This is a genomic window from Kitasatospora sp. NPDC051914 (assembly GCF_040680995.1).
In the GTDB taxonomy this organism is placed as follows: Bacteria; Actinomycetota; Actinomycetes; order Streptomycetales; family Streptomycetaceae; genus Kitasatospora.
This window is the reverse complement of sequence record NZ_JBFAXX010000115.1, coordinates 1-12,516: the sequence shown is the minus strand read 5'-3', so window position 1 is coordinate 12,516 and position 12,516 is coordinate 1. Positions and strand designations below refer to the sequence as shown.

Annotated in this window: 9 protein-coding genes and 1 pseudogene; 6 read left to right on the top strand and 4 right to left on the bottom strand. The window is 74.8% G+C overall.

Annotated features, from left to right (window positions below; all coding sequences use genetic code 11):
• The 3 genes and pseudogenes from AB0M03_RS38200 to AB0M03_RS38190 all read left to right on the top strand — a co-directional run.
• Window positions 1–115, top strand: a pseudogene (locus AB0M03_RS38200) (electron transfer flavoprotein subunit alpha/FixB family protein); the annotation flags it as partial.
• Between the two features lie 152 nt (window positions 116–267).
• Window positions 268–1,671 carry an acyl-CoA synthetase gene (locus AB0M03_RS38195; protein WP_363500934.1) on the top strand — a complete coding sequence of 468 codons (1,404 nt, stop codon included), beginning with the start codon at window positions 268–270 and terminating at the stop codon, window positions 1,669–1,671.
• A gap of 170 nt (window positions 1,672–1,841) precedes the next feature.
• Window positions 1,842–2,900 (top strand): NUDIX domain-containing protein, encoded by a 1,059-nt coding sequence (locus AB0M03_RS38190; protein ID WP_363500931.1) that lies wholly within the window; start codon window positions 1,842–1,844, stop codon window positions 2,898–2,900.
• Between the two features lie 77 nt (window positions 2,901–2,977).
• On the opposite strand, the gene AB0M03_RS38185 is transcribed toward AB0M03_RS38190, so the two are convergent.
• Complete coding sequence (locus AB0M03_RS38185) at window positions 2,978–3,880, bottom strand: acyltransferase domain-containing protein (protein ID WP_363500928.1); 903 nt, start codon at window positions 3,878–3,880, stop codon at window positions 2,978–2,980.
• Window positions 3,881–4,048: 168 nt separating this feature from the next.
• Here AB0M03_RS38185 and AB0M03_RS38180 point away from each other — a divergent pair, with 168 nt between their 5' ends.
• The gene (locus AB0M03_RS38180) at window positions 4,049–4,813 is read left to right on the top strand and encodes a DUF4184 family protein (RefSeq protein ID WP_363500926.1); all 765 of its coding nucleotides are present in this window, start codon (window positions 4,049–4,051) and stop codon (window positions 4,811–4,813) included.
• Here AB0M03_RS38180 and AB0M03_RS38175 read toward each other — a convergent pair.
• Window positions 4,789–6,153: a dipeptidase gene (locus AB0M03_RS38175; RefSeq protein ID WP_363500923.1), complete on the bottom strand. Its 1,365-nt coding sequence runs from the start codon at window positions 6,151–6,153 to the stop codon at window positions 4,789–4,791. The two genes, AB0M03_RS38180 and AB0M03_RS38175, sit on opposite strands and share 25 nt — an antisense overlap.
• A gap of 207 nt (window positions 6,154–6,360) precedes the next feature.
• Between AB0M03_RS38175 and AB0M03_RS38170 the strand changes: the two genes are divergently transcribed.
• The gene (locus tag AB0M03_RS38170; RefSeq protein ID WP_363500937.1) at window positions 6,361–7,563 is read left to right on the top strand and encodes a geranylgeranyl reductase family protein; all 1,203 of its coding nucleotides are present in this window, start codon (window positions 6,361–6,363) and stop codon (window positions 7,561–7,563) included.
• A gap of 126 nt (window positions 7,564–7,689) precedes the next feature.
• Here AB0M03_RS38170 and AB0M03_RS38165 read toward each other — a convergent pair whose 3' ends face one another.
• Together AB0M03_RS38165 and AB0M03_RS38160 are read right to left on the bottom strand one after the other, a co-directional pair.
• Window positions 7,690–9,975: a glycosyl hydrolase family 18 protein gene (locus AB0M03_RS38165; protein WP_363500920.1), complete on the bottom strand. Its 2,286-nt coding sequence runs from the start codon at window positions 9,973–9,975 to the stop codon at window positions 7,690–7,692.
• A gap of 130 nt (window positions 9,976–10,105) precedes the next feature.
• Window positions 10,106–11,101 carry a helix-turn-helix domain-containing protein gene (locus AB0M03_RS38160; RefSeq protein ID WP_363500917.1) on the bottom strand — a complete coding sequence of 332 codons (996 nt, stop codon included), beginning with the start codon at window positions 11,099–11,101 and terminating at the stop codon, window positions 10,106–10,108.
• A gap of 59 nt (window positions 11,102–11,160) precedes the next feature.
• On the opposite strand from AB0M03_RS38160, the gene AB0M03_RS38155 reads away from it, so the two are divergent.
• Complete coding sequence (locus AB0M03_RS38155) at window positions 11,161–12,423, top strand: MFS transporter (RefSeq protein ID WP_363500914.1); 1,263 nt, start codon at window positions 11,161–11,163, stop codon at window positions 12,421–12,423.
• Window positions 12,424–12,516 lie beyond the last annotated feature (93 nt).

Sequence of the window (12,516 nt, the reverse complement as noted above, 5' to 3'; positions counted from 1 at the left end):
GGTCAACAAGGACCCCGAGGCCCCGATCTTCGAACTCGTCGACTACGGCGTCGTCGGCGACCTGTTCACCGTCCTCCCCCAGCTCACCGCCGAGGTCAAGGCGCGCAAGGGCTGATCTCCGCACGGCGCACGAGGGGCGCGGCACCCGGGAGACCGGGGGCCGCGCCCCTCGCCGTTCCGCACCTCCTCCGAGGGGCGTTCCATGTGCCGTTCCGCCCGCCGGGACATCCCGGGTGACCGCCGCCCGAGGCGCGTAGAGTCCGGAGCATGGGACTTCTGACGGCACTTGAGGGCGGATACGGCGACCGGGGCGACGCGGTGGTGGTCGACGGCCGGGCGATGTCGTGGGAGGAGCTGCTGGGCGCCGCGGGCGCAGTGGCCGAGCGGGCCGCGGGCGCACCCGCGCTGGCCGTGCTGGCCGGACCGACCGCGGAGACCGTGGCGGCCGTGGTCGGCGGGCTGCTGGCCGGCGTCCCGGTCGTACCGCTGCCGCCCGACTCGGGCTCCAAGGAGCGCGGGCACATCCTGAGCGACTCCGGCGCCACCCTGCTGGCCGTCCCGGCGGGGGAGCACTCGGAGGACGTCGAGGCCCTGCCGGTCGACCTCGGCGCGCGTTCGGGCGCGACCTTCGCCGAGCCCGCGCCGGAGCGCCCCGCCTTCGTGCTCTACACCTCCGGCACCACCGGTGCGCCCAAGGGCGCCGTGATCCCGCGCTCCGCCGTCGCGGCCGGCCTGGACGGCCTGGCCGACGCCTGGCGGTGGACGGCCGACGACACCCTCGTCCACGGGCTGCCGCTCTTCCACGTGCACGGCCTGGTGCTCGGCGTGCTCGGCGCGCTGCGTACCGGCAGCCGACTGGTGCACACCGGGCGCCCCACGCCCGGCGCGTACGCCGGCGCGCAGGGCAGCCTGTACTTCGGTGTGCCGACCGTGTGGTCCCGGGTGGCGGCTGACGGCACCGCCGCCCGTGCCCTGGCCGGCGCCCGGCTGCTGGTGTCCGGCAGCGCGCCGCTGCCGGTGCCCGTCTTCGAGCGGCTCGGCGAGCTCACCGGCCACGAGCCGATCGAGCGCTACGGCATGACCGAGTCGCTGATCACCCTCTCCACCCGCGCCGACGGCGAACGCCGCCCCGGCAGCGTGGGCCTGCCGCTGGAGGGCGTCCGCACCCGGCTGGTCGGCGAGGACGGCGGCGAGCTGCCCGCCGACGGCGAGTCGGTGGGCGAGCTGCAGGTCTCGGGCCCCACGCTGTTCGCCGGCTACCTCAACCGGCCGGACGCCGACGCCGAGTCCTGGACCGCGGACGGCTGGTTCCGCACCGGCGACGTCGCCGTGGTGGGCTCCGACGGGTTCCACCGGATCGTCGGCCGGGCCTCGGTCGACCTCATCAAGAGCGGCGGCTACCGGATCGGCGCGGGCGAGGTCGAGGCGGCGCTGCGCGACCACCCGGAGGTCGCCGACGCCGCGGTGGTGGGCGTCCCCGACGACGACCTCGGGCAGGCCGTGGTGGCCTACGTGATCCCCGACGGGCCGGTGACCGGCGAGGGGCTCACCGCCTTCGTGTCCGAGCGGCTGTCCGCCCACAAGCGCCCCCGGCGGGTCGTACTGGTGGACGAACTGCCCCGCAACGCCATGGGCAAGGTGCTCAAGAAGGAGCTGCTCGACCTCGGCTGAGCGGCGCGCCCGGCATGTGCCGGGTGGCCGGTCGCCGACGCTGCCCCGGGCCGCCAGGCATGGGACGGCCGCCCGTACGGGTACCACCGGGGTGGCGCGGGGGCCGCAGCACGGACCTCCGCCGCCCGGTGCGTGGGGCACCGGGGTGGGCCGAGGGCAGGGGATGCTCTGTGATCGTCTGGGTCAATGGCACGTTCGGCGCGGGAAAGACCACCGCGTGTCGGGAACTGGTGGAGCTGCTGCCGGGGAGCCTCCTCTTCGATCCCGAAGTCGTCGGCGCCGGACTCTGCCGGATGCTGCCCGCCGACCGGCTCGCCCCGGTCGCCGACTTCCAGGACCTGCCCTCCTGGCGGCGCCTGGTTCCCGAGGTCGCCGCGGCGCTGCTCGCCGAGGTGCCCGGGCCGCTGGTCGTCCCGATGGCGCTGCTCCGCGAGGACTACCGCGACGAGATCTTCGGTGGCCTCGCCTCCCGGGGGCTGGCCGTGCACCACTTCGTGCTGGACCCTGACGAAACGATCCTGCAGCGGCGGATAGCCGAGCGGGAGGAGTACCCGGGCGACCCCGAGCGCAACGACCGCGTCCGCCGCTGGTGCCAGGACCACCTGCCCGCCTACCGCGCCGCCAGACGGTGGCTCGGCCGCGACGCCCAGCTCGTGGACACCACCGGCCTCACCCCGCAGCAGACCGCCCGGCACCTCGCCCGGCTCGTCGCGGACGGCACCGCCCGCTGCCCGATCGTGCAGACCCCCGACCCCACCGGCGACACCGTCGCGGCCGCCGTGCTGCTCTTCGACGAACAGGACCGCGTCCTGCTCGTCGACCCGGTCTACAAGCCCTCCTGGGAGTTCCCCGGCGGCGTGGTCGAACGCGGCGAGGCACCCACCGACGCCGCCCTGCGGGAGACCGCCGAGGAGCTGGGCCTGCACCTCGACGCCCCCGCCCTGCGGCTGCTCGCCGTCGACTGGGAACCCCGTACCGGACCGCGCCGCGGCGGCCTGCGCCTGGTCTACGACGGCGGCCGCCTCGGTGCCGAGGAGCGGCAGCGGCTCCGCCTGCAGCCCGAGGAACTGCGCAGCTGGCGCTTCGTCACCCTGGACGAGGCCGCCGGCCTGCTCCCCGCCGCCCGCCTGCGGCGCCTCGCCGCGGCCCTGGACGCGCGCGAGCGCGGCGAACTGCGCTACCTGGAGGCCGGACTGCCGGCCGCCGTCGGGGCCGCGAAGGCCGGCTGACCGGCCGGTGGCCGGCCGGCCCGCGGTCGGCCGGCCACGGCGGGCCGCCGTCACTGCTGCCGCCGTTGTTGCCGCCGTCACAGCGGGAACCAGCCGCTGCCGACGTACCAGTGGCCGCCCGAGCGCAGGTGGTCCGCCAGGGCCCGCCGGAGTGCGGTGTCCCTCGGCAGGCGGGCCAACGGGACGCCCGGGTCGTCGAACACGAAGCGCAGCGGGTCGTCGTCCGACGGGGCGCCGTTCGGGCGCAGCGGCCGGAACCGGCGCTGGAAGCGGACGATGTTGGCGTCCTCGGGCAGGCACCGGGCGAGCTGCCCGTCCAGCAGCCAGGAGAAGATGCAGGCCGCCCGGTACGGCTCCGCCGGGAAGTACCGCGGGAAGAAGGCGCGGGCCGCGGCGAGGGAGCGGTCGCAGGCCCCGGGCCCGAGCGGCCCGCAGAAGTCGGGGACGTGCAGGTTCAGGCACCACTCCCCGGCAGCCGGAGAGCCGCCGGCAGGGGCCTCCTCGGCACGCAGACGGTAGCGCTGGAACTGCAGCCGGCCCAACTGGTAGAGCTCGCCGCGGAACGGCAGCGTCAGCCAGGAGACCGCGCCCAGCCCGCCCTCGCCGTGCCGCCGGCGGTACACCGTCAGCTGCCGCCCCAGGTCGGCCAGTGTGCTGCGGGACACCTCCGGCGGGATGCCGAGGGCCCGGTGCCAGGCCAGTACCTGCGGTGCCAGTGCGACGAACAGCAGCGCCGGCAGGTACCGGCCCACGGCTCCGTCCGCCTCCGGCCAGTGCGGGGGCAGCCCCGCCGGGCGGCCCAGGGTGCCGACGGCGGCGGACTGCGGCTCCAGCGCCTCCTCGAAGGTCCGGCGCAGGCCGCGGTCGCGGGCCAGGCGGGTGCGGACGGCCACCAGCGGGTTGATGTCGAGGTGCGGCACGCCGAGGTCCAGCAGCGCCGCGGGGAGCCCGTCGGCGGGCGGGAGTCCGGGCTCCGTCACACCGGGCTCCTTTCGTGGGGCGTCCTTCCATGATGGGCGGGGGACGGGGGCGGGCGGGTGGTGCGGAGCGGGTGTGCGGGTGTGCGGGGCGGGCGCGCACGGCGGGGGTGGGGCGGGTGCTGCGGGTCGGGCGCGGTTTTGTCGGCCCGGACGCGGCAGGATGGGGGTGTGCCGTTCACGTTGAGCCATGTTGCGGCGGTGGTGCCGCTGATGGGGCGGGGGCCCGGCGGGGTGTGGGTCGGGTCGGGCCTGGTGGCGGGGTCGATGGCGCCCGACGTGCCGTTCTTCGCGGATTCGCTGCTGCCGGGCCTCTACCGCTACGGGGCGATCACGCACCGCTGGTGGGCCGTGCCGACCGTGGACGCGGCGATCGCGGCGGGCATGGCCGCGGCCTGGCACGGCCTGCTGCGCGAGCCGCTGGCCGGGATGCTGCCGGTGCCGGTGGAGGGGCCGCTGCCGCGGGGTGCCGCAGGGGTCGGGGCGTTCGTGCTGTCGGCGGCGGTCGGTGCGGCGAGCCACGTGCTCTGGGACTCGTTCACCCATCCGGGCCGGGCCGGGGTGCGGGCGTTCCCGGTGCTGGGGCGGCCGGTGGCGGGCGGGCTGCCGCTCTGCACAGTGCTGCAGTACGGGACGTCGCTGCTGGGTCTGGCCGTGCTGCGGGCCCGGGTGCGCCGGGAGGCGCTGCCGCGGGCGCCGGAGTCGCGCCGGGCGGCGGCGGGTCTGGTGGGGGCTGCGGCCGTGGGGGCGGTGCACCGGCTGGCCCGGCGGCAGCGTTCGGTGGTCCCGGAGTTCTGCTTCGGGGCGGGGGCCGGTCTGGCGGTCGGTGCGACGGCGTACGCGGTGCTGTCCGCGGCCCGCGGCCGGGTGCCGTCCGTCGGAACGGCACCCGGGGCGGGGCGGGCGGTGCGTCAGGCCGGGCGCAGGCGGGCGTAGGCGCGCAGGAAGAGCGCCTCGGTGAGGGCCATCCGCTCCAGCTCCTGCGGGTCGACGCTCTCGTTGACGGCGTGGATCTGGGTGGTCGGGTCCTCGACGCCGATGAGGATGATCTCGGCCTGCGGGTAGAGCGTGCGCAGGGTGTTGCAGAGCGGGATGGAGCCGCCCTCGCCGGAGGCGACCATCTCGCGGCCGAACGCCTCCCGCATGGCCTGGCCCATCGCCTCGTAGGCGGGCCCGGTGGTGTCGGCGTCGAACGCCTCGCCGCCGCTGAGCACGGTGACGGAGGCCTGCGCGCCCCACGGCACGGCCGCCTCCAGGTGGGCGGCGAGGGCCTGCTGGGCGGCCTTGAGCTCCATGCCCGGCGGGATGCGCAGGCTGACCAGGGCCTTGGCGCTCGCCTGGACGGAGGAGGTCGCGCCGATCACCGGCGGTGCGTCGATGCCGAGGACGGTGACCGACGGGCGGGCCCACAGCCGGTCGGCGACCGTGCCGGTGCCGGTCAGCGCGACACCGTCGAGGACCTTGGCGTCCGCGCGGAACTGCGCCTCGTCGTACTGCACGCCCGTCCACACCTGGTCGGCCGTCAGGCCCGCCACGGCGACGTCGCCGTGCTCGTCGTGGAGGGTGGCGAGCAGCCGGACCATCGCCTGCAGGGCGTCCGGTGCCGCGCCGCCGAAGGCTCCGGAGTGCAGGTTGCCGGCGAGCGTGGTGAGCGCGACCTCGATCACGGTCATGCCGCGCAGGCTGGCGGTGACGGTGGGCAGGCCGGGCGCGAAGTTGCCGGTGTCGCCGATGACGATCGCATCGGCGGCGAGCAGGTCGGGGTGGGCCTCGGCGTAGCGCTCCAGACCGCCGGTGCCCTGCTCCTCGGAGCCCTCGACGATCACCTTGAGGCCGACCGGGAGGCCGCCGTCGACCTCGCGCAGGGCGCGCAGCGCGGTGAGGTGCATGAGGATGTTGCCCTTGCAGTCGGCTGCGCCGCGGCCGTACCAGCGGCCGTCACGTTCCGTCAGTTCGAAGGGCGGGCTGTGCCAGCCGGCCTCGTCGAGCGGCGGCTGGACGTCGTAGTGGGAGTACAGCAGCACGGTCGGGGCGCCGGCCGGGCCGGGGAGCTCGGCGTAGACGGACTGGGTACCGTCCGGGGTGTCCAGCAGCTGCACGCCGGTCAGACCCTCCGCGGCGAGCGCGTCGGCGACCCAGCGGGCGGCCTTCCGGCACTCCTCCACCGGGAACTGCCGGGGGTCGGCGACGGAGGGGAAGGCGACCAGCTCGGCCAGGTCGGCCTTGGCTCGCGGCATCAGGGTTCGGACGGCCGCCGCCAGGTGCTGCTGGGTCATCAGGTGTCTCCTGTTGACGAGGTGCGGGTGATTTGTCCGATCATAGGGCGGCGCCTCGGCGTGACCCGTGTCATCCCTGCTGGCAGGGGTGGTCGGCGGGTCTAGGATGCGATCGTGACTGACTCCGGTAGCTCCCTCGACCCGCACTCCGACGAGCACGAGGCCGTCGGGCACGAGGCCGCGCCCGCGGCCTCCGACCAGACCGATGTGGACCTGGAGGCCACCGGGCCGGACCCGCTCGGCGGCGTCTGGGACGTGGTCGTGGTCGGCGCCGGCCCGGCCGGCTCCTCCGCCGCGTACGCGGCCGCCGCCCAGGGGCGCCGGGTGCTGCTCCTCGACAAGGCCGAGCACCCCCGTTACAAGACCTGCGGCGGCGGCATCATCGGCCCCTCCCGGGACACCCTCCCGCCGGACTTCAAGCTTCCGCTGCAGGACCGCATCCACGCCGTCACCTTCGCGCTCGGCGGCCGCTTCACCCGCACCCGCCGCTCCAAGCGGATGCTGTTCGGCCTGGTCAACCGGGACGAGTTCGACCTGCGCCTGGTGCAGGCCGCCGAGCAGGCCGGCGCGGTGCTGGTCACCGGCGTGACCGCGACCGGCGTCGAGCAGCAGGACGGCGAGGGCCGCACGGCGTTCGTCACCACCGCGGACGGCCGGCGCATCGAGGCCCGCGCGGTCGTCGGTGCGGACGGCTCCGCCAGCCGCATCGGCCGGCACGTCGGCGTCTCCTTCGACCAGATCGACCTCGGCCTGGAGGCGGAGATCCCGGTGCCGGAGGAGGTCTCCCGGGCCTGGGCCGGCCGCATCCACCTCGACTGGGGCCCGCTGCCCGGCTCGTACGGCTGGGTGTTCCCCAAGACCGACTCCGGCACGCTGACCGTCGGCGTCATCTCCGCCCGCGGTGACGGCGAGCGCACCAAGCGGTACCTCGCCGACTACATCCGGCAGTTGGGCCTCTCCGGCTTCGAGCCGAGCATCGAGTCCGGCCACCTGACGCGCTGCCGCGCCGAGGACTCGCCGCTCTCGCGCGGACGGGTGCTGGTCGCCGGCGACGCGGCGGGCCTGCTGGAGCCGTGGACGCGCGAGGGCATCTCGTACGCCCTGCGGTCGGGTCGGCTGGCCGGCGAGTGGGCGGTGAAGGTCGCCGAGGCCGAGGGCACGGCGGACGTGCGGCGGCAGGCGCTCAACTACGCCTTCGCGATCAAGGCGGGGCTGGGGGTGGAGATGCGGGCCGGCAAGATCATGCTCGGGGCCTTCGAGCGCCGGCCGCACCTGTTCCACGCCGCGGTCTGCCTGGTCACCCCCGCGTGGCGGGCCTTCGCCCGGACCACGCAGGGGCACACCACGTTCGCGCAGGTGATGCGGGAGCACCGGGCCGCCCGGAAGCTGGCGGCGGTCGCGGGGCGCTGACGCCCCCGGCAGGAGCGTGCTCGTAGGGGCGCGGGGAACTGCTTCGGATCTCGGGTGGGCCGTCGTTCGGACGGCGGCCCGATCCCGGATTGCGCAGTTCCCCGCGCCCCTGGGCATGTGCCCGGCCTACTGCTTGAGGCCGGTGTCGAGGGCGGTCATCAGGGTGCCGGTGGGGGTGTCGCCGGACATCTCCCAGATCATGGCGCCGAGCAGGCCCTTGGACTTCAGCCAGGCGGTCTTCCTCCCGATCGACCAGGGGTCGTCGAAGGTCCACCACTGGCCGCCGGCGCCGGTGTAGCCGTAGGTCGAGACCGACTGCTCGTCGTGGCGGACCGTCAGGTTGGGCACGCTGGTGAGCAGGTTGTTGTAGCCGCGGGTGCCGGCCTCCTCGGCGAACTGGCCGGGGGCCGCGCCGCCCGCGGTCCGCCATTCGCCGTTCGCCCCGCCGTCGGTGACGTTCTGCCAGCCGCGGCCGTAGAAGGGCAGGCCGATGGTGAGCTTGCGCGGGTTGACCCCGGCGTCGAGGTAGGTCTGCACGGCCGACTCCACCGAGAAGTGGAAGCCGTACGGGTCCTGGGTGTCGGTGTACAGGTTGGCCTGGTGGCCGGTGCGGTTCGGTTCCCAGGAGTTGTCGCTGCCGGCGCCGTGGAAGTCGTAGCCCTGGACGTTGGCGATGTCGAGGTACTGGAAGATCTTCGACAGGTCCCAGCCCTGGGCGATCTTGGCGGGGTCGGCCGGGGTGAAGGCGGTCAGCAGCCGGTGCGGGCCGCCGAGGGCGTCCAGCTGGGTGCGGAACTCGGCGAGCAGTGCGGTCAGGTTGGCCTTGTCGTTCGCCGACCAGTGGTTGCCGGCGTGGCCGTCGGGCGAGCCGGGCCACTCCCAGTCGAGGTCGATGCCGTCGAAGATCCCGGCGGCGGTGCCGGGGCCGCCGGCGCCGTTGTAGAGCGGCAGGTTGCCCTTGATCCAGACGTCGATGCAGGAGGAGACGAGCTTCTTGCGGGAGGCGTCGGTGGCGGCCGCGTCGGAGAAGTACTTGGAGTAGGTCCAGCCGCCGAGCGACACCACGACCTTGAGGTTCGGGTACTTGGCCTTGAGCTTCTTCAGCTGGTTGAGGTTGCCGCGCAGCGGGGCCCAGCCGTCGTCGGCGACCCCGTCGACGGACTGCGCGGCGCTGAACGGGCGGGAGTAGTCGGCGTCCGCGTCGCCCGCGCCGGTGCCCTGGTCTGGGTCCTGCGGGTTGGCGGTGGTGCCCCTGGTGACGCCGGCCAGGCAGGTCAGGTTGACCGGGTCGATGTTCTCGAAGGCGTAGTTGATGACGTCGAGCTTGGCGGCGCTGCCCGAGGTGTCGAGGTTCTTCACGAAGTACTGCCGGCCGTAGATGCCCCACTGGGTGAAGTAGCCGACCCGGGCGTACTTGCCGGGGCCGACCAGGTCGGCGGTGGTGACGCTCAGCGCCGGGGTGGCCGGGGAGGAGTTGTCGGCGGCGTCGCGGGCGCGGACGGTGAAGCCGTACGCGGTGGCGGGGGAGAGGCCGCCGACGGTGGCGGTGGTGCCGGTGACGGTCTGCGCGAGGGTGCCGTCGCGGTAGACGTCGTAGGCGGCGACCCGCTGGTTGTCGGTGGCCGCCGTCCAGGCCAGGGCGACACTGCTGGAGGTGACGGCGGTGCTGCGCAGGGCGGTCGGGGCGGTGGGCGGCACGGTGTCGCTCGCCGGGTCGACCGTCCGGGCGGTCACCGCGGGGCTGAGCGGGCCGGTGTTGCCGCGGCTGTCCTTGGCGCGCACTGTGAGCGCGTACGCGGTCGCCGGGGTGAGGCCGGTCAGGGTGGCCGAGGTGGTGGCGGAGGTGCCGAGCACGGTCGAGCCGTTCAGCACCTCGTACGAGGCGACCGGGAAGTCCCCGGCGGTGGCGGCGGGCCAGCTCAGCGCCGCGGTGTGCGCGGTGGTGTCGGTGACCTGCGGGGTGCCGGGCGCGCCGGGCGGCACGTCGGCGGTGCCGTCGCACTTGTCGCCGTTGATCCGGCAGCCGGTGGGCGTGCCGATCGGGCCGTTGGCGACGAACCAGAAGCTGTACGGCTCGGTGGTGGCGTGCGGCTGCACGGTGCCGTTGTAGTACGCGTTGACGGCGGTGACGTGCCGGCCGGTGACGGTGGCCTGGCCGTTGTAGCTGCTGGAGATCGTCACTCCGGCCGGGAGGTCGAACTCCAGGGTCCAGCCGGTGACGGCGGCGGCGTTGTCGTTGCGGACGACGAAGGTGCCCTTCCACCAGGAGCCGTTGTCGGCGCTGGTGAAGGCGGCGGTCAGGCGGCCGGCGGCGTGCGCCGGGGCGGCGGCGAGCAGGGCGAGCGGCAGAGCGAGCACGGCGAGCAGGGCGGTGATCCTGGCCCTGGCGCGCCGCGGCGGCCGGACGTGCATGGTGGTCTCCCTGTCTGGTGTGGGGGTGCCGTACAGGGGTGCCGGGAAGCCGTCGACGACTGTAGGTGGTATGGACCATTGCGGTCAACAGGGCCATGTCACACAAGAATTGACGATCTGTCGGAGCCTCCTACCGGAGCAGCTCGTCGGCCAGCGGGCTGCGCACGTACAGCACCATCCGGCCGTGCCGCGCCCGGTTCACCAGCCGGGTCTCGGCGAGCACCGACAGGTGCTGGCTGACCGCGCCCGGCGTGACACCGAGCCGGCGCGCCAGCTCGGTGGTGCTGGCCGGCTCGTCCAGCATCGCCAGCAGCCGGGCCTTGGGCGCACCGATCAGCTGCTCCAGCGCCCGCCTGGTGGGCGGCGGCGCGAGCGGGCCGGCCATGGTGGCCTGCCCGCGCGCCGGATAGTTGATCACCGGCGGGTACTCGTCGCTGATGCTGGTGATGGCGCCGCGGGCGAAGAACGTCGGCGTGAACACCAGGCCGCGACCGCCCACCGTGATGTCGCTGTCGCCGTCGCCCCAGTCCCGGCGGATCGTCAGCACGCCGTCCCGCCACAGCAGCCGCGGGTCCAGGTCCTGGAACAGCGCCGCCGCGCCCCGCTCGGCCAGCACCCGCGAGCGGTGCACGATGTCGGCGTGCAGCACCGAACGGGCCCGCGGCCACCACTCCGGTGCCAGGCAGCGCACCCAGTACTCCTCCAGGGCGTCCGCGATCCCGGCCAGCAGCCGCGCCGGATCGGCCAGACCCTCGGCCAGCAGCGGCGGCAACTGCCGGTCGTGCGGCAGGAACGCGGGCTCCAGCTCGGCCCGCAACCGCTCCGGCGGCAGCGCCCGGACGACGGCCAGCTCCGCCTGTACCTCCGGGAAGGGCGTGCTCGGGCGGGGCGTGAGGAAGTCCGGCACGTACCGGTTCGACGCGATCAGGCTCCGCAGCAGCGGGGCGCACTCCAGCCGCTCGAACTCCGGCCGGATGCGCTCGAACATCGGGGCCTGGTGCACGTACTTGCCCGGGTGCGTCCACATCCGCAGGCTCAGCACCGCCTCCTGCAGCGGGGAGCAGGCGAACGACGCCGACGCGAGATCCTCGAGCCCCAGCCGGAAACGGTGCACCTGATCCCCCATTCGTCAGCCCCACCCTAAATCAGTTCCGGGCACTGATCCGCATGCGGTGCGATGTGCGCATGACCACCACCTCCACGGGGGCGCCGGCCGCGCCCCGGGCATCGTCACGCCTTCTGCACCCCGACCCGACGGTGCGTCGGCTCGGGGCCATCACCCTGGTGAACACCCTCGGCAACGGCCTGTTCATGACCCTCGGCGCCCTGTACTTCACCCGCGTCCTCGGCTTCGGCGCCGCCCAGGTCGGCCTCGGCCTCACCCTCGCCGGGCTGGTCGGCGTGCTCGTCGGCGTCCCCGCCGGACGCGCCGCCGACCGCTGGGGCACCAAGCCCGTGCTGCTCGTCCTGGTCTCCACCGAGGCCGTCGGCACCGCCTGCTACCCGCTGGTCGGCGGCTTCACCGCCTTCGTCCTGCTCGCCTGCGCCGTCACCGCGGCCGACCGCGGCAGCGCCACCGTCCGCAACGCCCTCTACGCCGAGATCCTGCCGCCCGACCGCCGGGTCGCCGGCCGCGCCTACCTGCGGGTCGTCACCAACGTCGGCATCGGCATCGGCACCGGCGTCGCCGCACTCGTCCTGGTCGCCGACACCCGCGGCGCCTACCATGCCGCCGTCCTCGCCGACGTCGCCACCTTCGCCGTCGTCGTCGTGATGTACGCCGCGCTCAAGACCCCCGGCCGCAGCCCGGGCGGGACGGCCGAACAGGCCGGCAAGCGCTCCGGCTCCGCGCTGCGCAACGCGCCCTACGTCCTGGTCGCCGGGCTGAGCGGCCTGCTCGGCCTCCAGTTCGCCATGATCGAGGTCGGTGTGCCGCTGTGGATCGCCGACCACACCGAAGCCCCCCGGGTCGTCGTCGCCTGCACCCTCGTCGTCAACACGATCCTCGTCGTCGCCCTGCAGGTGCGGGCCACCCGCGGCACCGAGGAACCCCGCTCCGCAGCCCGGATCTTCCTCCGCGGCGGCATCCTCGTCGCCCTCTCCTGCGTGGCCTTCGCCCTCGCCGGCGGACTGCCCGCCTGGCTCGCCGTCCTGCTGCTGCTCACCGGGGCCGTCCTCCAGGCGCTCGGCGAGGTGCTGGGCCAGGCCGCCGGCTGGGCGCTCGGCTACGACCTCGCGGAGGAGGGCGCGCACGGCGAGTACCAGGGCGTCTTCAACACCGGCTTCTCCGCGGCGATGATGCTCGGCCCCGTCCTGGTCACCACCGTCGTCATCGGCCACGGCCCGATCGGCTGGGGCGCACTCGCGGTACTGTTCGCGGCGGCCAGCGCGGCCATGGTGCCCGCCGTGGGGTGGGCCCTGCGGCGCAAGGCCGCAGCGGCGGCCTGAGGCAAGGGCTGCACCTTCGTGAGGCTGCACCTTTCAGGAGGGTGCACCCGTGGGGGCGCGTGGGTACCTCCGGCTGAGAAGCCGGGAGGTACC

Coding starts and splice junctions, on each gene's coding strand:
- AB0M03_RS38195 (WP_363500934.1), top strand. CDS start 268: ATGGGACTTCTGACGGCACTTGAGGGCGGATACGGCGACCGGGGCGAC.
- AB0M03_RS38175 (WP_363500923.1), bottom strand. CDS start 6,153: ATGACCCAGCAGCACCTGGCGGCGGCCGTCCGAACCCTGATGCCGCGA.
- AB0M03_RS38165 (WP_363500920.1), bottom strand. CDS start 9,975: ATGCACGTCCGGCCGCCGCGGCGCGCCAGGGCCAGGATCACCGCCCTG.
- AB0M03_RS38160 (WP_363500917.1), bottom strand. CDS start 11,101: ATGGGGGATCAGGTGCACCGTTTCCGGCTGGGGCTCGAGGATCTCGCG.
- AB0M03_RS38155 (WP_363500914.1), top strand. CDS start 11,161: ATGACCACCACCTCCACGGGGGCGCCGGCCGCGCCCCGGGCATCGTCA.